Here is a 20,373-nt window from a genome sequence, read left to right as displayed (position 1 = left end):
TTGGTAAAAAAAAAGCTGCCATCAAGGCAGCTTTTATATCTGGAAAGCCGTTTTATTTGGCTTTATTTTTCATTTGGAGATGTTTCTCAAATTTCTGACGGAACTTATCAACACGACCGGCAGTATCAACCAGTTTAATCTTACCAGTATAGAAAGGGTGAGAGGTGTTTGAAATTTCAAGCTTGACAAGTGGGTATTCCTTGCCGTCTTCCCAAACAACTGATTCTTTAGTGGCAACCGTTGAACGGGTCATGAATGAATGATCATTTGAGATATCTTTAAATACGACCAGTCGGTATTCTTTGGGATGGATGTCTTTTTTCATATAAATTTCCTGCTTTATTTGAGGGCTGCAAAATTATGCTTTTTTTAAATAGAAACAAATATTGTTGGAATTTTCTTGCAAAGAAGCATTGAAATCATAGTCCAATGAGGAATTTTAATGTATCTACTCCATCTGCATACTCCCATAATGCTGGTTTCTGGGAGGTTCCCGGCTCTGTTTTACCATCCGGATGTCCGGCCATTACAATACACTGAATATTGGAGCTTTCTGCTTCAAGGAAAGTATCCAGCACCTCAATACTGTCATAATAGCCGAAATTTACAACGGAAACCGGTGAAGCAAAAGCATCATTTTCAACCATAATAAGGGTGCCATTGTCATAAAAGTAAGCCAGGTTCATCTGAAGAATCGTCTTTTGATAAATGTAGTTATTCATATACTTATGGTGATCATTGAGAAGTGCTGAAAATGAAGTACAGGCCTCCAGGATCAATTGAGGATTATATCCACGGGGCAGGTAAACTTTTGAGATACTTCTGCAGCCTAATCCGAAGAACTGGCAAATATCAATTCCTAATGCCTGCAAATCCTTCTCCGTCTCATTACCTTGTATAATGGCTACCCCATTCCTGGTTTTCCTTATAATATGAGGAACATCTGCAAAATAATACTCAAAATAGCGGGCAGTATTATTGCTGCCAGTAGCAATCACAGCATCATACCCTTTCAGCTTTTCATTTTCAAATTCTACCATTTGAATAAACCCTGGTTCGATGGTGCAAAGAAGTTCATGAATCGCTGGCAAAAGAATGGAATCATTCCTTGAAAGTTTCCCAATGAATTTATTTCCTGAAAGAAGTATACATAAGTAATCATGCATGCCCACCAGGGGAATGTTTCCAGCCATGATTACAGCAATTTTTTTCATCACAACCGGATCCATTGACCCGCTATAGGGAAATATCCATTGCTGCAAATTCGATTCTGTGAGTGTTTCAGCCCATGTTGACATCGCAAAATGGATGTTGGTACCTGTAAACCAGGGATTCATAAGGGATGCCTTAGCGATTGCAGAATCCAGTATAACACATTCATTTGATGTCCCTGAAAGAATGCCAAGGTAGTACTCTTTAATAATGGTGCCCAGGCGAACGAAACTCTGAATTCTATTTTCCAGGGTTGGAACTGTTGTCATATTTTGAGGTGTTTATGGGTCTTCCTTTTAAGAGACTTTGTTAATATTCAACAGTAATCTTCAAACCGGAAGGATTGATAATCAGTAACTTCTCCCTGAATCCGGGTACCGGGCTTGCATCAGGCGATTTGGATAGCAAAATTACCGCTTAATCGTATACTTTTGTATGATAATTCATTACAATACTTATGAGTTTAAAAAACAGCTTCATTCTAATCATATTCTTGCTTGTTATTTCAGGCCATAAATCTTTAAAGGCTCAGATTCCAGGCGAATTTCAGCAGCAGGAAGACACGTTGGTGAAAATGGGGACTCAACTATGGAAAACTAAAAGTGACTCTGTAAAACTACAGCTTAATGAGAAAATGACAAATAAACTCATGGCTGTGCTATCTTCGGAAGGAGCCTTTGAATATCCATTTGATTCGCTGAAAGGAATATCAAAACTCAAGGACAAAGACTCCCGCTTCAGGCTTTTTACCTGGAATGTTCCACTTTCAGAAGGATTCTTTCATTATAATGGTATTCTGCTGACAGAAAGGGGTAATATCGTTTTGATGAAGTCAGGAGAATCCAACCTTACCGGATTTCCAAAGGAGAAGATTCCCCTGGATCAATGGTATGGTGCCATATATTATTCTCTTGTCGAAAAGTCTTACAATCATAGAACCTATTATACACTGTTAGGTTGGGATGGACATAATGCGACCTCAAATTTCAAAATAATTGATATTCTAAGCTTTGATGATTCAGGCACTCCTTTTCTTGGTGAAGCTGTTTTTAAAACCAAGGAAGGATTAAAATCAAGGGTTCTCATTGAGTATGCTGAAAATGCAAATGCATTATTAAGGTATGATTACCAGAAATTGATGGTTCAGAAAGGGCGTCGAACCAGGGAAGTACCTGAATGGATGATAGTAATGGACCGACTGGCACCAATGGATCCTAGTTTGACAGGAATAGGAAGGTTTTATGTCCCTGCTGGAGATACATATGATGCTTATATTTTTAAAGAAGGATACTGGGTTCTGGCAGAAGATATTATGGTTGAGAATCCAACCCTCCAAGCTCCCGGAAAGAAAGCCAAAACGAGATGATTTTCATGTTTTAAAGGCTTGTTTCTAATCTTCATTTCGATTGGAAATGCTGAATTTGAAAGGGTTTGCAAGACTTCTTTCCGGGATAACTTTTTCTATTCAGAATTGCTTTCGCAAACCTTCCAGGAATGAGTATAAAAAGTATCTGATTTTTTTTTGAATGAATTATTTGTTTTATAGCTTTGTATCAAGATTCAGAAGGTATCTATAAGAGTAACAGTTATTTTTGATTGTTAGTCAACTCACAGAATAATAACTTTTTAAAGAATTAACTAAACCTTTTTCGTATGAAAAAACACAATTTTAATGCCGGTCCATGTATCCTTCCCCAGGTGGCTATTGAGAATACTGCCAAAGCAATTCTTGATTTCAATGGAATTGGGATGTCAATTCTGGAGATTTCTCATAGAAGCAAAGATTTCCAGGCTGTAATGGATGAAGCAGTTAGTCTCTTTAAAGAAGTACTAAATATTCCTGAAGGTTATCAGGTTCTCTTCCTTGGAGGTGGAGCCAGTCTTCAGTTCTGCATGGTGCCTTTCAATTTTATGAACAAGAAAGCTGCCTACCTGGAGACAGGTGTTTGGGCAAAGAAAGCTATTAAGGAAGCTAAATTATTTGGAGAAGTAGCTGTTGTGGGCTCATCTTCTGATAAAAACTTCACATATATTCCCCAGGGATGGGAAGTTCCTGCAGACGCAGATTATTTCCATATCACTACCAATAATACGATTTATGGGACAGAAATCAGAACAGATTTTGATTGTAAGGTTCCATTGATTGCTGATATGTCGAGCGATATCCTAAGCCGTCCGGTTGATGTTTCAAAATATGCCATGATTTATGGTGGCGCGCAGAAAAATGCAGGTCCTGCTGGTGTTACTTTCGTTATTGTTCGTGAAGATATGCTGGGCAAAGTTGAAAGGGTTATTCCTACTATGCTTGATTATCGCACACATATTAAAGAAGGATCTATGTTCAACACACCTCCTTGTATTAATATCTACACTTTAAAGGAAACCCTTAAATGGGTAAAGGATATGGGTGGTGTAAAGAAAATGGAAGAGCTTGACAATGCAAAGGCCAACCTTCTGTATAATGCCATTGATAATAGCAGGATGTTTGTCGGTACCGCCGTGAAGGAAGCCCGTTCAATCATGAATATTTGCTTTGTCATGAAAGAAAAGTATGCCGATAAGGAAGACGCTTTCATGGAATTCGCCAAAACCAAAGGAATGATTGGTATCAAAGGCCATCGGTCAGTTGGAGGTTTCAGGGCTTCAGCTTACAATGCACTACCTATTGAAAGTGTCCAGGCATTGGTCGATTGTATGAATGAATTTGAGAATATCCACGCTTAATTGATTTGATCCGGACAGTTAATGGTTAAATGTCCATTCTTACACTAAAAACATACCTATGAGAAAGATTTTAGTTGCAACAGAAAAACCTTTTGCCAAAGTTGCAGTAGAAGGTATCCGCAAGATTATTGATAATGCCGGGTATGAGTTACTGCTACTGGAGAACTATACTCTGAAATCAGATTTAATTGCTGCTGCTGCAGAAGCCGATGCCATCATCATCCGTAGCGATATTGTCGATAAAGATGTACTTGAAGCATCCAAAAAAGTAAAGATTGTTGTTCGGGCAGGAGCTGGTTATGACAATATTGATCTTGAATCCGCAACAAAACAAGGAGTAGTCGCAATGAATACCCCCGGTCAGAATTCAAATGCCGTTGCAGAACTCGCAATTGGTATGATGGTAATGGCTGCCCGTAACAATTATAATGGCACCTCAGGTACTGAATTGAAAGGGAAAAAACTGGGTTTACATGCCTTCGGATATGTTGGAAAAGCCGTAGCAACCATTGCCAAAGGATTTGGAATGGAAGTTTATGCCTACGATCCATTTGTATCAGAAGAAACCATGAATGCAGAAGGAATCCACTGGATGGCAACGGCCAATGAATTATACCAGACATGTCAGTATATTTCTCTGCATATGCCGGCAAATGCTAATACCAAGAAGTCTATCAATTACGACCTCCTTTCAAAAATGCCTAAAGGTGCTACCCTGGTAAATACCGCCAGAAAGGAAGTTGTTGATGAAGAATCTCTGGTTAAGATTTTCACAGACAGGCCTGATTTTAAATACTATTCTGATGTGGAACCCGATTGTAAATCGATGATTGCTGAAACATTTTCCGGGAGGTTCTTCTTTACCCCTAAGAAAATCGGGGCACAGACTTCTGAAGCAAATAATAATGCCGGATTAGCTGCTGCCAACCAAATAGTTGATTTCTTTGAAAAGGGTGACAAATCATTCCAGGTCAATAAATAGTAGACGACCTCGGGTATTTTGATTAAAAAGTGTAATAAGGCAACCTGATTTCCAATAGAATAGAAGTTTTTTTTTCTTTTGTTTTGCGATGTTCGTGAAATAAGAAACTCTAGATTTTTAAAAAAAACAAAGAAATCAGGTTGCCTTGAATTATTTTATTTATTTTTTTCTTTATATTAGCATGTTTTTATTACCAAATCTGCGTATTAGTATTTTCGGATGTTACCAAAAACCCATCAAACTTAAATTTTAATTAACATGGAGACTGATCTTGAAAAAACTACAACATTTTTTCGCTTTGAAGACCTCAGGGTCTATCACAAAGCACTTGATTATATTGATTGGGTTTATAAGAAGGTAAGTATATTCTCCGAGAATGGACATTCTTCCCTGTCTAAAAGATATTACGACTCTGCCCAGGCTATTGCCCTCCATATAGCGGAAGGTTCAGCCAGGAACAAAAGCCAGTTTATTTATTATCTCAAAATGGCCAAAAGTTCGGTCAGGGAATGTGTAGTACACACCTCACTCGCTGAAAAACAAAAGCTTATTTCAACAGTTGAACAAGATGAGTCAAGGCATCAATTAATGGAAATGACCAAAATGCTGGGAGCATTAATTGGATCATTGCAAAGATCAGCCGGTATAGTCGATACCGATGACGATTGATCCTGTCCTTCAATGACCTGACATTTTCAGATCAAATATTTCTGAAAAAAATCTTTATAATTTCTAACCGGTTCAAGTCACATTGTGCCGGTTTTTATTATTTTGCAGCTTTATTCAATCTGCCCAAAATATTTTTTATACCAGTCTATAGTGTTGAAAAACAATGTCCTAATTAATAATTAACCTGTAATACCATGTCAATAGTTAAACCTTTCAGGGGATTGCGCCCTCCGGTACAGCTGGTAAAACAATTAGCCTCACGTCCTTATGATGTGCTGAACTCAGATGAAGCTCGCATTGAAGCCGATGGAAATCCATATTCATTGCTTCATGTCACTAAAGCTGAAATTGACCTTCCAGTTGGAATTGATGAACATAGCCAGGAGGTTTATGATAAAGTGGTCGAAAATTTCCGGTCCTTTAAAAAGAATGGCTGGCTGATACAGGATGAGGCAGAAAAGTTATACATATATGCTCAGACCATGGATGGACGGACCCAGTATGGTATCGTAGGTTGTACGCATATTGAAGATTACTTCAATAATCACATTAAAAAGCATGAACTTACCAGGAAAGATAAAGAGGAAGACAGAATGATCCATGTCAGGATCACAAATGCAAATGTGGAACCAGTCTTTTTTTCCTATCCGTCCAATCCTGAAATAGATAGTATGGTGGCTGCGATTGTAACAAAGGAAGCAGCTGTATATGATTTTATTTCAGATGATGGATTCGGGCATCACTTCTGGATTATCAATGATAAAAATACCATCAACAGGATAGTAGAAATCTTTGAAAAAGAAATCCCCAGTATTTATGTTGCAGACGGCCATCACCGAACAGCTGCGGCTGCCAGGGTCGGACTGGAGAAAAAACAAAACAATCCTTCTCATACAGGAAAGGAAGAATATAATTACTTCATGTCTGTTTTATTCCCGGATAATCAGCTGAAAATCATTGATTATAACAGGCTTGTCAAAGACCTCAATGGATTGAGTACAGATGAATTTCTTTCCAAACTGGAGGATGTTTTCATTATCAAACACTCCGGTAAAGAAATTTATAAACCTTCTGGACTTCACAACTTTTCAATGTACCTGGGAGGCGAATGGTACTCACTCACTGCCAAACCCGGGCATTACAACGATGCTGATCCTATTGGTATTCTGGATGTCACCATTTTATCCAATCTCATCCTCGAACCCATTCTGGATATCAAAGATCTTCGCACTTCTAAAAGAATTGATTTCGTAGGCGGAATAAGAGGTTTATCAGAACTGAGTAAAAGGGTAGATAAAGGAGACCATGTGGCTGCTTTTGCCTTATATCCGGTTTCTATGAAACAACTGATAGATATTGCAGATACCGGTAATATAATGCCTCCTAAAACAACCTGGTTCGAGCCAAAGCTAAGAAGTGGATTAGTGGTTCATTCACTTGATTGATAAGGATCATCCTATTATTTAATATCCCGGGAATGTTGATTTTATCAATTTTCCCGGGATACTTTTTTTTAAAAGAATGGAATTTCAAAGGAAAGGACAGTATCACAAAATACTAATCCCTATTATCAGTTCATATACTTCCTGATCACGTTCAACAGTTGGTCGGGTTTGATGGGTTTATTAAGGAAATCAACACAACCGGCTTCAAGGCTCTTCTCTTTTTCCCTGGGTAATGCATAAGCAGTAAAACTGATGATAGGAAGTTCAGGGTATATCTGAAGGATTTCCTGAATGGCTTCATAACCGGTCTTAACTGGAAGCTGGATATCCATAAGAATCAGATCGATGTCAGAATGTTCCTTAACAAGATCAATGGCTACCTGTCCATTAGGCGCATGCAAAAGGGTTACCTGTGTAAACTTCAGAACTGCTTCCATCAGGATGTAATTTTGATCAATATCTTCCGCAATCAGAATCTTTTTATTCTTCCAGTTAATGGTATCGTCAACAGAAAATGCTGCTATATTTTCTACTTCTACAGCCCTGTAAGGAAGTGTAAACTGGAAAAGTGAACCTTGGCCGGGCTCCGACTCAAGCCAGATAGAACCTCCCATCAATTCAACAATATTCTTTGAGATAGCTAATCCAAGTCCGGTGCCTCCATATTTCCTGGTTGTGCTTTGATCCAGCTGACTGAAACGTTGGAACAAAAGCTGCTGCTTTGATCGCAATATCCCAATGCCCGTATCACGGACAAAAAACTGAATAATGGAATCCTTAAAGGTATAGCCAAATTCAATCTGACCGAACTCGGTAAATTTTAATGCATTACTCAAAAGGTTCGTTAAAACCTGGTGCAATCGCAATGGGTCTGCAATGGTAACCAGGGGTGTATCAGATGAAGGGAGATTAAGTTTTAATTCCAGTTCACTCTTATGGCTTCTATTCTTTATTTCAGAGAATGTACCATAAAGGTTTGCCAGTAATTTATCTATATCGCATTCAGCATCAGTTATTTTAAGTTGACCGGCTTCAATTTTTGCAATATCAATAATGTCATTGATGATATTCATTAATGATTCGCCGGATAATTTAATTTTTGAGATAAAATCTTCCCGGTCCTCTGGTGCAAGATCCTCATCGGAAAGCAGGTCAGAGAATCCGATAATTGCATTCATGGGAGTCCGAATCTCATGAGACATATTAGCAAGAAAAGCAGTCTTCAGCCGATCAGATTCTTCGGCTTTTTCTTTTGCCATGATCAATCGCTGCCTGGTTTCCTCCATTTCAGTAATATCCCGGCTTATGCCGATAATTCCTAAAACCTTTCCTTCTGTATCAAAATAAAGTGTTTTTAAGGTGTCTGCCAATACTTTCCTGCCATCTGGATAGGTAACCCAGTCAGTGGATCGGATAGGTTCCAGGTTACTCATCAGCCTTCTGTCTGTTTCAGTATAAAGATCAGCATGTGCCTTTGAGAAAAGATCATATTCAGTTAAACCACGGATTTCGGCAGATTTTTTTCCGATGTATTTCTCAAAAGCCCTATTACATCCAACAAAAAGGCTATCAGTACCCTTGAAAAATATCATATCAGGAATAGAGTCGATCATATACTTTAACCTGCTTTGTTCAGTTTCTAAATCAGTTTTAATACGATCGCGCTCACTGATCATATGGTTGGCTGCTTTTGCCAGGGTTTGAAATTCCCTGAAATGGATCTGTGACTCATCAATTTGCTGCAAGTTTATAGATGCATTCTTGAAGAATTTTACAAATAACCTGATATTTGACGATGAAAGATTGGTTATATACCGGGTAATGAAGTATATGATGAGAACCAATACAATCATGAATATGACCAGACTGATAAATTTTGAAATCATCGATTGCCTGAGTTCAGCTTTCCTGGCCTGTAAGATGGGATGGATATCATTGGTATGCATCCCTGTTCCTAAAATCCATTTCCAATCAGCAATACCGGATATATAGGATACTTTTTCTGAATAACCTGATGAAGAATCCTTTGCCCAGGAATAATTTAGGTAATTACCTGAAAGACTATTGGCAAACTCCAGTTCTTTCTGAAAGATATTGATCCAGTTTGTATCCTGTCCTTGAGTAATTTTAAGTGGTATATGCTGCAAAACACCTTTAGTGATCAACCCAAATCCATCAAAAGTATTGATGAAAATGTATTCTCCATTTTCATACCTGATGGTAACAAGACTATCCAATACCAGTTCCTGCATCAGACTGGTAGAATCAGACAGTTGGTAAACAGCATGAAGTTGGAAGTTACTGCCAGGAATAGTACCGAATGAAATACATTTTGGCTGTTTATTTTGTGCAAAATATTTCCAGCCATCAAAAATTGGAGAGGACTTGGAGGTTGCGCTGAACTCTTTATATCTCTTCCAAATTGAACTATTTGTGAGTTCAACAGATGAATCGGGTTCACTGGTAAAGACAGGCTGACCTGTTGAATCTGAAATGGCTATCTGTAACTTGGAAGTAAGAAATAACAGGTAAAGACTATCTGCAATTTCGGGTTTTATTTTCAAAGGTTCACCAGGTGTGATGATCTTTCCACGGTTGAATAAATCAATAGCCTTGGATATTTTATTATTAATATGTGCATTGATAAAGTCAACGGAATGGGTCCTAACGAAATGAATATAATCCTTGGCAGCCAGAATCCTGTACTTAAGCTCATGCTTTTGTTGTTCAGGGAATTTAATCCTGAGTGATTCAGTTTCAGCTTTATAATGTTGATAATCTGAAATAGCGATATAAGTTATCAGGCAGAGAACTGTCAACATAGCTACAAACAAAGAAATAAGGAAAAAAATCTTTGAAAGGCTTGGTGTACCTGAAGGGCTTTTATCTGAATTATTATTATTGAACTTAATCAAATTCATGTTTATGGGTTTATTTTTTTTCTCCGGCTTTATCACACGAATATAACCATTATTATGGTTTTTTGGTTTATTTGAATAAGAAATTAAATCTTAAACGCCAACTTCAAAGCCTTATTAACATTTATTTACTCATATATAAATAGGTAATATCTTCGCCTAGGATCAAATTGCATAATTTTGACATTATTAAAAGATATTATTCCGGAAATGACTTTAATACAGAATTTTCTCAGCATACGGCAATCCTTACCTGGAGAAGTAAAATTAATTGTAGTTTCAAAATTCAAACCAGTAGATTCCGTTGGAGAAATATATGAAAATACCAGGCATTTGGATTTTGCTGAAAGCAGGGTTCAGGAATTGCTGCAAAAAGCTCCTTTGCTCCCGGAAGCTATCCATTGGCATTTTATAGGCCATTTGCAAACCAATAAAATAAAAAGCCTGATTCCTTTTACTAAACTTATCCAGAGTGTGGATAGTTTCAGGCTTTTGAAGGAAATTAACAGGGAAGCTGAGCGCCAGGATAGGGTGGTGGGAGTGTTATTACAATTCTATATTGCCCAGGAAGAGACAAAGTTTGGACTCAGCCTGGAGGAATCATGCCAGATGCTTGAATCAGACGAATTTAAAGGTCTCAGGAATATCGATATAAAAGGGGTAATGGGAATGGCATCTTTTACTGAAAATTTTCAACAAGTCCGCCAAGAGTTTAAAAGCCTCCGAAGTCATTATGAATACCTGAAATCAAACTATTTCAAAGAAAGAGAGACCTTCAGTGAGGTCTCAATGGGGATGTCCGGCGATTACAAAATTGCGGTCGAAGAGGGGAGTACCATGGTAAGGGTTGGTTCACTCATATTTGGTGAACGATGAATTTTTATCAACCCGCCAGGAAGACTAACCAAAATTGAACAATCTGAACCCCATATAGATCAGGGCCGACAGGATCATGGATACAGGAATTGTGAGTATCCAGGCATAAAGCAGGTTAATAGTAACACCCCACCTTACAGCAGTAATTCTTTTTGTAAGACCAACCCCCATAATAGCACCGGTTATAGTATGAGTTGTGCTGACAGGAATTCCAAAAGCATCAGTCCCAAATAAGAGAATAGCACCTGCACTTTCAGCAGCCACGCCTTCAAATGGAGTTAGTTTGGTGATTTTGGAACCCATTGTTTTCACAATCCTCCATCCTCCTGATAGAGTGCCTGCACCAATCGCTGCATAGCATCCAAAAACTACCCAATGAGGAATCGCATGAATCTTACCGGCATCATTAAATGTGATATGGGCCCAGGCTGGGATATCAGAAGGGTCTACTCCGTTGAAATACACCAGCAAAGTTGCAGCAATGATACCCATTACTTTCTGTGCATCATTTCCTCCATGCCCCAGACTGAATAGGGCAGAAGATAAGAGCTGAAATTGTTTGAAATATTTTTCAAGTATATGAGGATTGCCTTTTCTGAATATATTGAGAAGTAGTACAGAGATCAGGTACGACATGATCATACCCAGCATTGGTGCCAGGAAAATGAAAGCTGCAATTTTTATAATTTTTTCTGAATGGACGACTCCCCAGCCTGCATGAGCAATGGCAGCACCTGCAAATCCTCCCACTAATGTATGACTTGAACTTGAAGGGATGCCAAGGTACCAGGTGAGTAAGTTCCAAAGTATTGCGGCAATTATGCCTGCCAAAATTACTTGTAAAGTGATGGCATCGGTTTCAACAACTTTAGCAATGGTATCAGCAATCTTAAGTTCAAAAATCGCATAAGCAAGAAAATTGAAGAAAGCTGCCCATAATACTGCCTGAAAAGGAGAAAGAACCTTTGTTGATACAACGGTCGCAATTGAGTTTGCTGCATCATGAAATCCATTGATGAAATCAAACAAAAATGCAAGGGATACGATAACTAGTAATAAAGTGAAGTTCATTCCTTCGAAATTAATCAGTTTCAGCCTGAGAATTGCACTTGTCTAAGCCATTTTAACAATTAACGTGGAAAATACATTCGCAACGTCATCACATTTATCGATGGCTTTTTCCAATGATGCCAGGATATCTCTCTTTTTAATCAGGTTGATAGCATTAGTCTCATTTTCAAATAATTCTGAAAGAAATTTTTGATAAATATCATCAACAGTGCTCTCCAGTTGGTTGATCTTTGTGCATGAATCCTGGAATTTGTTAAAATCACTCGCATTCTTGACACTTCTGAGGACAAATTGAATCTCCTTATTAGCCGAATGAATACAATCCGCTATCTGAACAAATTCATTGGGGAAACTTGGGAGCTTATAAAAATGAATCCGCTTGGAAGTGGTATGAATATAATCCACTACACTGTCCATCGTTGAAATGAGTTCATGAATATCTTCCCTGTCGAATGGAGTAATAAATGTTCCATTTAACTCATCCAATAACTCCTTAGTAATTTCATCTCCGGTATGCTCAGCATCTTTTATGGCCTTAATGTAATCAAGCCTTGTTTCCATATCACCTTCACGAATCAACTTTATCAATAATTCTGATGTATATACCAGATTATCAGCAGCTTTGTTGAACAAAGGGAAGAATTTGCGGTCCTTGGGAACCAGAAAACTAAAAATGCTGTCAAGTTTCATAATACGTATTTGTACTTTTGAATTAGGTGACGCGAAATTATGAATATTAATAGGATATTAAAAAATTGTTAATAAATCGGGATAAGAAGTTTGGATATCATGGTAATCACCCTTAAACATGACTTTGCCTGCGTATCCCAATCATTCATCGAGTAAATACTATGGTATACCGAATGAATTTCAAGTCGTTTTCACCAAACCCTATATTTGAAAACTGATGAATAGTGAAATCGACCAGTTTCAATACTTTTACCTAAATAAATAAGTTAAATGATAATATATAAACGATTGAAATACATAGTCTTAAAAATTGTATTGATTGTGATTACTCTTATACCTGCTATGGCTACATCCGGCTTAGCAGCCGCTATAGGCTCAATGGATTCCTTATTCCTTGCAAAGAAACATATTTCAGCTTCTGCTATACTTCAGGCTCCGCGGATTGATGGTAAACTGGATGAAGCCTTCTGGTCAACATTACCTGTGGCCAATAATTTTGTTGTTTATGCACCCGGAAACGGCAAACATCCGCAACAACCCACCGAAATCAGGTTCGCTTATGATAATGAAGCACTGTATATTGGCGCCATAATGTTTGATAATCAGCCGGATAGCATTTGCCAGGAATTGGGCAAAAGGGACCAGATTGAAGCTTTGAATACCGACTACATCTCCATAGATATCCTTCCCTATAATGATGGTCTCAATATGTATGAATTCAAGGTTAGCCCGGCAAATCTTCAGAATGACTGCAAGTATTCAGCTATCGGTCAGGACTTTAACTGGGATGCTGTATGGGAAAGTGCTACACAGATCAATAAAGATTCATGGGTTGCTGAAATAAAAATTCCCTATTCAGCCCTGCGATTCCCAAAATCCCCTGTACAGGTTTGGGGTATCAACATGTGGCGGAACCTTCACCGGAATCATGAATACTCAACCTGGTCGTATGTTGATAATAAAGACCAGGATATTTTCAAATATTATGGAACACTCCAGGGGATTAAAGATATTGATCCGCCAGTCCGGCTTTCAATCACACCTTACCTGGCAGGGTATCTCGAAAAGAATCCCGGTGTAAAAGAATGGGAGTATTCAGTGAGGGGAGGGCTGGACCTGAGGTATGGAATCAATGAGAGTTATACCCTTGACATGATGCTGATCCCGGATTTCGGACAGGTGCAATCAGATGACATCATCCTAAATCTAACCCCGTTCGAAGTCAGGTATGATGAAAAAAGACAATTCTTCTCTGAAGCCACAGAATTGTTTAATAAGTGCGAAATCTTCTATTCAAGGAGGATTGGAAGCATACCACGAAACTATTTTGCTCCTTATGAAACAGCTTCTTCAAGTGAGAAAATCATTGAGAATCCATCGGAGACAAGGATTATCAATGCCACTAAAATATCAGGAAGGAACCAGAAAGGACTGGGGGTAGGATTTTTTAATGCGATGACAACTCCCGCGAATGCAACCTTGAAAGATACACTGTCGGGAGTCCAACGAAAGGTGCAAACCCAGCCCTTCACCAATTATAATGTATTTGTCCTGGATCAGAACCTTAAGAACAACTCTTATGCTACCCTGATCAATACCAATTATTGGGTCCCGAATGGTAAATACCTTGCCAATGTGACTGGCTTTGAAACCAGGCTCAATACCCGCAGTCGTTCAATTGCTTTCCTTGGCAGAATCAATATGAGCCAGATCCAGGAGAAATCCCTGGCTAACCGCACCGGTTACCGATACCTTCTTTCTTTCTACAAGCCTAAGGGCAAATTCCAGTACGAGGTGATGAGGGATGCTATTGACAAAAAATATGATCCCAATGACATGGGATATCTTTCCAATAATAACGAGGCACAGAATTACCTTCGCCTTTCATATAACCTGTTTGATCCATTCTGGAAGCTGCAATCTTCACAATCGGACCTGGTAGTGTTACATCGGAGCCTGAATACAGCAAATGAGTTCATCTCCATACGGATACAGGAAAGCAATATGACCACATTCCGCAATTATTGGTCTAATTTCCTGCAGTTTGGCACGAATCCAAAGGGTTATGTTGATTTTTATGAGCCTCGTGTCCCAGGTTGGAAATATGTAAAGCCTGCCTCTATGGATATGAATTGGAGAATTGCTTCTGATAACCGTAAACCTTTCAGAATCCATAACAGCCTGGGGTTATCGAATGCAGCCAGGAATGATAATTTTGCCTGGTTCCTGGAAACCACGGCACGGATGCGGTTTTCTGATAAGTTTACAGTAAGCATGCTGATTGGATACGACAAGAATTTTAATGATTATGGATGGGTGCAAACTGATTATGATTCTATTTCACAGCCAGTAATCCGGTTTGGAAGGAGGGATGTAACCAGTATCAGCAATATCCTGAACCTCAAGTATATTTTCAATACAAAGATGTCGTTGAACCTTAGGGGACGGCATTACTGGTCGAGGGCTGAGTACTTTGATTTTTATACCTTACAACAGGATGGATCACTCAAGAGCGGCGACTTTACGGCGAATTCATCCTTAAGTTTCAATGTATTCACTGCCGATCTTCAATATGTATGGTATTTTGCCCCTGGCAGTGAGATAAGCCTGGTTTGGAAGAACTACATCAATACCTATGATGACCGCATGGAACTCAGCTACAGGGAGGATTTAAGGGATACATTAAGAGCTCCTCAGGCCAATAGTTTTTCGGTAAGGATACTATATTATATTGATTATGCAAGGGTGAAATCAAGGCTTGTCAAATCCTGATTGCAATAATTCTTGCACTATAATCCCAAAGATGATGGATAAAATAAAAAAAGTCAGGATAACATCCTGACTTTCAGATTTTTGTGATCCGCTTGGGATTCGAACCCAAGACCCCATCCTTAAAAGGGATGTGCTCTACCTACTGAGCTAGCGAATCATCCTCGAAAAGAGGGTGCAAAATTAGGACTATTTCCCATTTTTGCAAAAAAAATAGAAAAAAAACAGCAATCTCCTTTATTACAGAGGGTTGTGGACTGATTTGCAGGTAAAGTTTAGTGTGCCAGAGTGAGCAAGAGTGAGCTAAAGTGAACTAAAGTGAGCTAGAGTGAGCTAAAGTAGAGTGAGCTAGAGTGAGCTAGAGTGAATTAGAGTGAGCTAAAGTGAACTTAAGTTGTCAATTGAATCCGTGGGTGTCCGCGTAGAAATCCGTCCGTCAGCTGACGGATCCGCGTTCCATTTTTCACAGACATCGAAAAATAGCCATTATTTGCCACAGTATGCTATCAAGACAATTAACCTCATTTTCAAGCCAAAGTCTCCCTTAATTTTCAAATTTTCAAATTGACTAATTTTCAAATTGTCGAATTGTCGAATTGTCAAATTAAAAAACCAATTCCCCTTTCCCTTCCCTGGTAACAACCAATTCATCACCAGTACAATCCACAACAGTAGAAGGGATATTTCCGCCGAAACCACCATCAATCACAATATCCACTTTGTCCTGGAATTTCTCATAGATCAGTTCCGGATCTGTGGTATATTCCAGGATTTCATCATCATCATGCACAGAAGTTGACATTATAGGATTGCCCAATTCTTTAACAATTTCACGAATGATTGAATTATCGGGGATACGGATGCCCACCGTCCGCCTTTTACTTTGAATATGCTTAGGCACATTGTTATTGGAATCAAGAATAAAGGTAAAAGGTCCGGGCAGATTTGCCTTCATGATCTTAAAGGTGTGATTATCAATGGGCCGGACAAACTCTGAAAGCTGGCTCATGTCATGGCAGATGAAGGAGAATGTGGATTTCCCTGGCTTATAACCACGAAGTTCAGCAATCCTTTCCACGGCTTTACTTTTAAAAATATCACAACCGATGCCATAAATTGTATCAGTCGGGTAGATGATAATCCCCCCGTTTTTCAGGCAATCAACGACCTTACGGATGGCACGCTGGTCAGGGTTTTCCGGATAGATTTTAAGTAACATATACCAGATTCTTTAAATGTGGAAAGTGATCTTAAGACAGGAAACAATGTAGCAGCAAAAAGACTATTATGCCATTTTTTTTGCGTCCTCTACAAATTTGGCAATTCCAAGGTCGGTAAGTGGGTGGTATAATAACCCAAGTATCGAGGAAAGAGGACTGGTAACCACATCTGCACCGAGTTCTGCACATCTGATAATATGAAGGGTATTACGGATAGAAGCTGCCAATACCTGTGTTTCATAACCATGAATCCTGTAAATTGTGACAATCTGATCAATGAGTTGTAAACCATCAACACCGGAGTCATCAATCCTCCCAATGAAAGGAGAAACATAGGTAGCACCGGCTTTAGCTGCCAGAATTGCCTGACCGGCTGAAAAAACCAAGGTACAATTGGTAGCTATGCCTTTATCTGAAAGGTATTTAATTGCCTTAATTCCATCCTTAAGCATCGGGATCTTGATAACAATATTAGGATGAAGTGCAGATAGTATATCAGCTTCCCTGATCATCCCTTCAAAATCAGTTGAGAAAACTTCAGCACTCACCGGACCATCAACAATATTGCAGATATCAACATAGTGCTTCAGGATATTGTCAGTCCCTTTGATTCCTTCTTTAGCCATCAGGGAAGGATTGGTGGTTACTCCATCGAGAATTCCAAGGGCGTTGGCTTCCTTGATCTGGCTCAGATTTGCTGTGTCAATAAAGAATTTCATGCCTGAATGTTTTAGTTGTATAATGCAAAAATAAGAATCATCAACGCGGTTCTCGCAAAAAGTGAGTAACTTATGAGAACTTAATATTGGAACAACAATATTTTGGAGACTGTAATAATCAAATGCCTATTCTGGATTCTTGAATTCTTTTGTTTTTATGCAACAATACCAATAAAAAATGGGTAAGCTACTTATATCGCACCGCTCAACCACTTACCCTTGCTACATTCCTGTCCTGGGGGAGTTCAGAGGGAGCTGGTCGTATAAGACTTACCCACTGCAAAATTACACTTTTTTTCATTCCTGAATAACTATACTGCTAATTTATTGACTTGTCAGTTACTTTCTTACTTTTGCATGAATCCCAAAAATATTTGTCTTATGGAAACAAAATCAAATGTTTTCTGTTCATGCATTAGGTCAGGCTCGATTGATTGGAAGTTAGGTATCTTGTTTTTTGTCTTATTATATATACTTGGAATTCAATTTGTTGGAATATTGAAGCCAATACTTTTACTTGTTGTTGGAATAGCAATTAATATAGTGCTACTTGTAATTCTGCTTAAAATTGACTAGTCAGGCGGTTTATATCAATTTTGGATAAGGCTTTTTCTTTGGCTTATATTGTAATAGTTGTAGCATTGTTGGTTTCATTTTCAATTATGTTTTCTACATTTTTTGATCCTGAAGCCATGAAGAACACATTATTAAGAAGCCAAGGATTGGATGGAAAATATATGTCAGGTAAAGGGTTCAGATGAGCAAATGGAAACCAGTTAAAAACATTGACCAGATATTCAAAAGCGGTTCCGTTTCTCGGCAATCAAAGGTTTTGGTGGAAATCTCCTTGGGAGGTATCATTGCATTAATTGTTGAGCTATTCATTAAAAGGAGAACAGATAATTTATAACTCAAGTACTGGACTAAAACTGAGAATTAATGGATATTTCAGTTGTAGTCCCTGTTTTCAATGAAGATGAGTCATTGCCTGAACTCTGTGCATGGATACATAGAGTGATGGCTGCACACCAGTTTACTTATGAAGTCATTCTTATTGATGACGGTAGTAGTGATAACTCATGGGCTGTTATTGAAGAGTTGCACGCAGAAGATGCAAGTGTCAAGGGAATAAAGTTCAGACGAAATTATGGCAAATCTGCTGCATTAAACCAGGGCTTTCAACTCTGCCAGGGTAATGTAGTGATTACCATGGATGCAGATATGCAGGATAGTCCGGATGAAATACCGGGACTTTATGAAATGATTGTCAGTCAGGGATTTGACCTTGTATCGGGTTGGAAAAAAGTGAGGCATGATCCTTCATTATCAAAAAACATCCCTTCCAAATTCTTTAATCGCACAACCTCCTGGATGTCAGGTGTTAAATTGCATGATCATAATTGCGGATTGAAAGCCTACCGGAAAGAAGTGATAAAAAGTATTGAAGTGTACGGGGAAATGCATCGTTTTATTCCTGTTATTGCTAAATGGGCTGGGTTCAGGAAAATAGGGGAGAAGGTTGTTGAACATCGCCCCCGTAAGTATGGCATCACCAAATTCGGGCTGGAACGTTTTGTAAATGGTTTCCTGGATTTGATCTCCATCATGTTCGTTTCACGTTTCGGCAAGAAACCTATGCATCTCTTCGGGTTATTGGGAAGTATCCTGTTTTTCTTCGGCTTTGTTATTGCTGTTTACCTCACCTACACTCGTTTTTTCATGGACGGCTACAGAATGACAGAGCGCCCCATTTTCTTTTTTGGCCTGCTGGCAATGATATTGGGAACTCAACTCTTCCTGGCTGGCTTTCTGGCTGAAATGGTGGCTCGAAATGCCCCTGAGCGAAATCACTATCTGGTGGAAAAAGAATTGATCTGACCCTGTATAATCTACATCCTCATTGATACAAAAGAATTACAAGGTCATTATCATCGGTTCTGCCTATCCTTTTCGCGGGGGTGGAATTTCAACCTATAATGAACGATTAGCCAAAGCTTTCCAGGACAGGGGCGACAGTGTCCAAATCTATACTTTTAGCCTGCAATATCCCTCATTTCTATTTCCCGGGAAAACCCAATACTCAACTGAAGCCCCACCTCCCGACCTTGATATCAAAATTGCCGTTAATTCAATTAATCCATTTAACTGGATCAGGATTGGAAGAGAGATTGCCGAACTGAGACCTGATTTAGTCATTGTCAGGTACTGGATGCCTTTTATGGCACCCTGCCTGGGATCAATTTCAGGAATTATCAGGAGAAACAGGCATACGAAAGTGATTGCTATTACTGATAATATTATCCCTCATGAGAAAATGCCGGGCGGGGAATGGCTTTCCAGGTATTTCGTCAAACGCTGCGACGCATTCATAACAATGTCGAAAGCAGTCCTGGCTGACCTGGGCAACCTCGATTCAAGTAAACCCAGACGGTACCATCCGCATCCTCTGTATGATAATTTTGGAGCCTCAATTCCTAAAGAAGAAGCCAAAAGAAATCTCGGATTAGAGCCTGAATACAGTTACTTATTATTCTTTGGATTCATCAGGGAATATAAAGGGCTTGATTTACTGCTTAAAGCTTTCGCCGACTCCCGGCTCAGAAAATATCCTTTAAAACTTCTAATTGCCGGAGAGTTTTATATAGATTCTGCCCCGTATATTGATATGATCAAATCGCTGGGGTTGAGTGATTTGGTAGTGCTTCATACACAGTTTATTCCCAATACAGAGATCGTTAATTATTTCTGTGCCTCTGATATTGTTGTGCAGCCTTATAAGGAAGCTACCCAAAGTGGGGTAACACAAGTAGCCTATCATTTTGACAAACCCATGATTACCACTAATGTGGGCGGCTTGTCGGAAATGGTGCCTGATGGTAAAGTAGGCTATGTGGTAGAGCCGGAAATTGAGGATTTATCCTTATCTTTGATTAAATACTTTGAAGAAAAGAAAGAAATTGAGTTTACAGAAAACGTAAAAGAAGAGAAAAAAAGATTTTCATGGGATTTGTTGATAGATCAGATCTACCAGTTATATGATGAGTTATAGGATTTTTCACAGTTCACTTGTATGCTGTT

General features: G+C 38.8%; 16 protein-coding genes, 1 tRNA gene and 1 other RNA gene. 9 read left to right on the top strand and 9 right to left on the bottom strand.

The window, feature by feature from the left end:
* Nucleotides 1-52: 52 nt before the first annotated feature.
* Together IPH84_01375 and IPH84_01370 are read right to left on the bottom strand one after the other, a co-directional pair.
* On the bottom strand, nucleotides 53-325 hold the full coding sequence (locus tag IPH84_01375) for a type B 50S ribosomal protein L31 (protein ID MBK7171891.1): 273 nt from the start codon (nucleotides 323-325) through the stop codon (nucleotides 53-55).
* 94 nt (nucleotides 326-419) lie between these two features.
* Nucleotides 420-1,481: an acyl-CoA reductase gene (locus tag IPH84_01370; protein MBK7171890.1), complete on the bottom strand. Its 1,062-nt coding sequence runs from the start codon at nucleotides 1,479-1,481 to the stop codon at nucleotides 420-422.
* Nucleotides 1,482-1,669: 188 nt separating this feature from the next.
* Here IPH84_01370 and IPH84_01365 point away from each other — a divergent pair, with 188 nt between their 5' ends.
* The 5 genes from IPH84_01365 (at nucleotide 1,670) to IPH84_01345 (ending at nucleotide 7,032) form a co-directional block, all read left to right on the top strand.
* On the top strand, nucleotides 1,670-2,578 hold the full coding sequence (locus IPH84_01365) for a hypothetical protein (protein ID MBK7171889.1): 909 nt from the start codon (nucleotides 1,670-1,672) through the stop codon (nucleotides 2,576-2,578).
* A 287-nt stretch (nucleotides 2,579-2,865) separates the two neighbouring features.
* Nucleotides 2,866-3,936: a 3-phosphoserine/phosphohydroxythreonine transaminase gene (gene serC, locus IPH84_01360; protein MBK7171888.1), complete on the top strand. Its 1,071-nt coding sequence runs from the start codon at nucleotides 2,866-2,868 to the stop codon at nucleotides 3,934-3,936.
* A 58-nt stretch (nucleotides 3,937-3,994) separates the two neighbouring features.
* Nucleotides 3,995-4,918: a 3-phosphoglycerate dehydrogenase gene (locus IPH84_01355; GenBank protein ID MBK7171887.1), complete on the top strand. Its 924-nt coding sequence runs from the start codon at nucleotides 3,995-3,997 to the stop codon at nucleotides 4,916-4,918.
* 258 nt (nucleotides 4,919-5,176) lie between these two features.
* Nucleotides 5,177-5,587: a four helix bundle protein gene (locus IPH84_01350; GenBank protein ID MBK7171886.1), complete on the top strand. Its 411-nt coding sequence runs from the start codon at nucleotides 5,177-5,179 to the stop codon at nucleotides 5,585-5,587.
* Between the two features lie 194 nt (nucleotides 5,588-5,781).
* Nucleotides 5,782-7,032 (top strand): DUF1015 domain-containing protein, encoded by a 1,251-nt coding sequence (locus IPH84_01345; GenBank protein MBK7171885.1) that lies wholly within the window; start codon nucleotides 5,782-5,784, stop codon nucleotides 7,030-7,032.
* A gap of 125 nt (nucleotides 7,033-7,157) precedes the next feature.
* Here IPH84_01345 and IPH84_01340 read toward each other — a convergent pair whose 3' ends face one another.
* On the bottom strand, nucleotides 7,158-9,953 hold the full coding sequence (locus IPH84_01340) for a cache domain-containing protein (protein ID MBK7171884.1): 2,796 nt from the start codon (nucleotides 9,951-9,953) through the stop codon (nucleotides 7,158-7,160).
* A 207-nt stretch (nucleotides 9,954-10,160) separates the two neighbouring features.
* On the opposite strand from IPH84_01340, the gene IPH84_01335 reads away from it, so the two are divergent.
* On the top strand, nucleotides 10,161-10,826 hold the full coding sequence (locus IPH84_01335) for a YggS family pyridoxal phosphate-dependent enzyme (GenBank protein MBK7171883.1): 666 nt from the start codon (nucleotides 10,161-10,163) through the stop codon (nucleotides 10,824-10,826).
* A gap of 24 nt (nucleotides 10,827-10,850) precedes the next feature.
* On the opposite strand, the gene IPH84_01330 is transcribed toward IPH84_01335, so the two are convergent.
* Both IPH84_01330 and IPH84_01325 read right to left on the bottom strand, forming a co-directional pair.
* Complete coding sequence (locus tag IPH84_01330; GenBank protein ID MBK7171882.1) at nucleotides 10,851-11,897, bottom strand: inorganic phosphate transporter; 1,047 nt, start codon at nucleotides 11,895-11,897, stop codon at nucleotides 10,851-10,853.
* A 42-nt stretch (nucleotides 11,898-11,939) separates the two neighbouring features.
* The gene (locus IPH84_01325; protein ID MBK7171881.1) at nucleotides 11,940-12,587 is read right to left on the bottom strand and encodes a DUF47 domain-containing protein; all 648 of its coding nucleotides are present in this window, start codon (nucleotides 12,585-12,587) and stop codon (nucleotides 11,940-11,942) included.
* Between the two features lie 321 nt (nucleotides 12,588-12,908).
* On the opposite strand from IPH84_01325, the gene IPH84_01320 reads away from it, so the two are divergent.
* Complete coding sequence (locus tag IPH84_01320) at nucleotides 12,909-15,359, top strand: carbohydrate binding family 9 domain-containing protein (protein MBK7171880.1); 2,451 nt, start codon at nucleotides 12,909-12,911, stop codon at nucleotides 15,357-15,359.
* An 84-nt stretch (nucleotides 15,360-15,443) separates the two neighbouring features.
* Here IPH84_01320 and IPH84_01315 read toward each other — a convergent pair.
* From IPH84_01315 to ffs, 4 genes are all read right to left on the bottom strand, one after another.
* Nucleotides 15,444-15,516: transfer RNA gene (locus IPH84_01315), tRNA-Lys, on the bottom strand.
* A 444-nt stretch (nucleotides 15,517-15,960) separates the two neighbouring features.
* A complete protein-coding gene (locus IPH84_01310; protein ID MBK7171879.1) occupies nucleotides 15,961-16,575 on the bottom strand; it encodes a threonylcarbamoyl-AMP synthase in 615 nt (204 codons plus the stop codon).
* Between the two features lie 66 nt (nucleotides 16,576-16,641).
* Nucleotides 16,642-17,295 carry a fructose-6-phosphate aldolase gene (gene fsa / locus IPH84_01305; protein ID MBK7171878.1) on the bottom strand — a complete coding sequence of 218 codons (654 nt, stop codon included), beginning with the start codon at nucleotides 17,293-17,295 and terminating at the stop codon, nucleotides 16,642-16,644.
* A gap of 177 nt (nucleotides 17,296-17,472) precedes the next feature.
* An RNA gene (gene ffs / locus IPH84_01300) (signal recognition particle sRNA small type) lies at nucleotides 17,473-17,571 on the bottom strand.
* A gap of 663 nt (nucleotides 17,572-18,234) precedes the next feature.
* Between ffs and IPH84_01295 the strand changes: the two genes are divergently transcribed.
* Both IPH84_01295 and IPH84_01290 read left to right on the top strand, forming a co-directional pair.
* On the top strand, nucleotides 18,235-19,173 hold the full coding sequence (locus tag IPH84_01295; protein ID MBK7171877.1) for a glycosyltransferase: 939 nt from the start codon (nucleotides 18,235-18,237) through the stop codon (nucleotides 19,171-19,173).
* A 25-nt stretch (nucleotides 19,174-19,198) separates the two neighbouring features.
* The gene (locus IPH84_01290) at nucleotides 19,199-20,344 is read left to right on the top strand and encodes a glycosyltransferase (GenBank protein ID MBK7171876.1); all 1,146 of its coding nucleotides are present in this window, start codon (nucleotides 19,199-19,201) and stop codon (nucleotides 20,342-20,344) included.
* Nucleotides 20,345-20,373: the final 29 nt, after the last annotated feature.

The sequence above is a fragment of the Bacteroidales bacterium genome, assembly GCA_016707785.1.
Taxonomy (GTDB): Bacteria; Bacteroidota; Bacteroidia; order Bacteroidales; family UBA4417; genus UBA4417.
The sequence above is the reverse complement of the archived record's forward strand: the minus strand, read 5'-3'. Positions and strand labels throughout refer to the sequence as shown.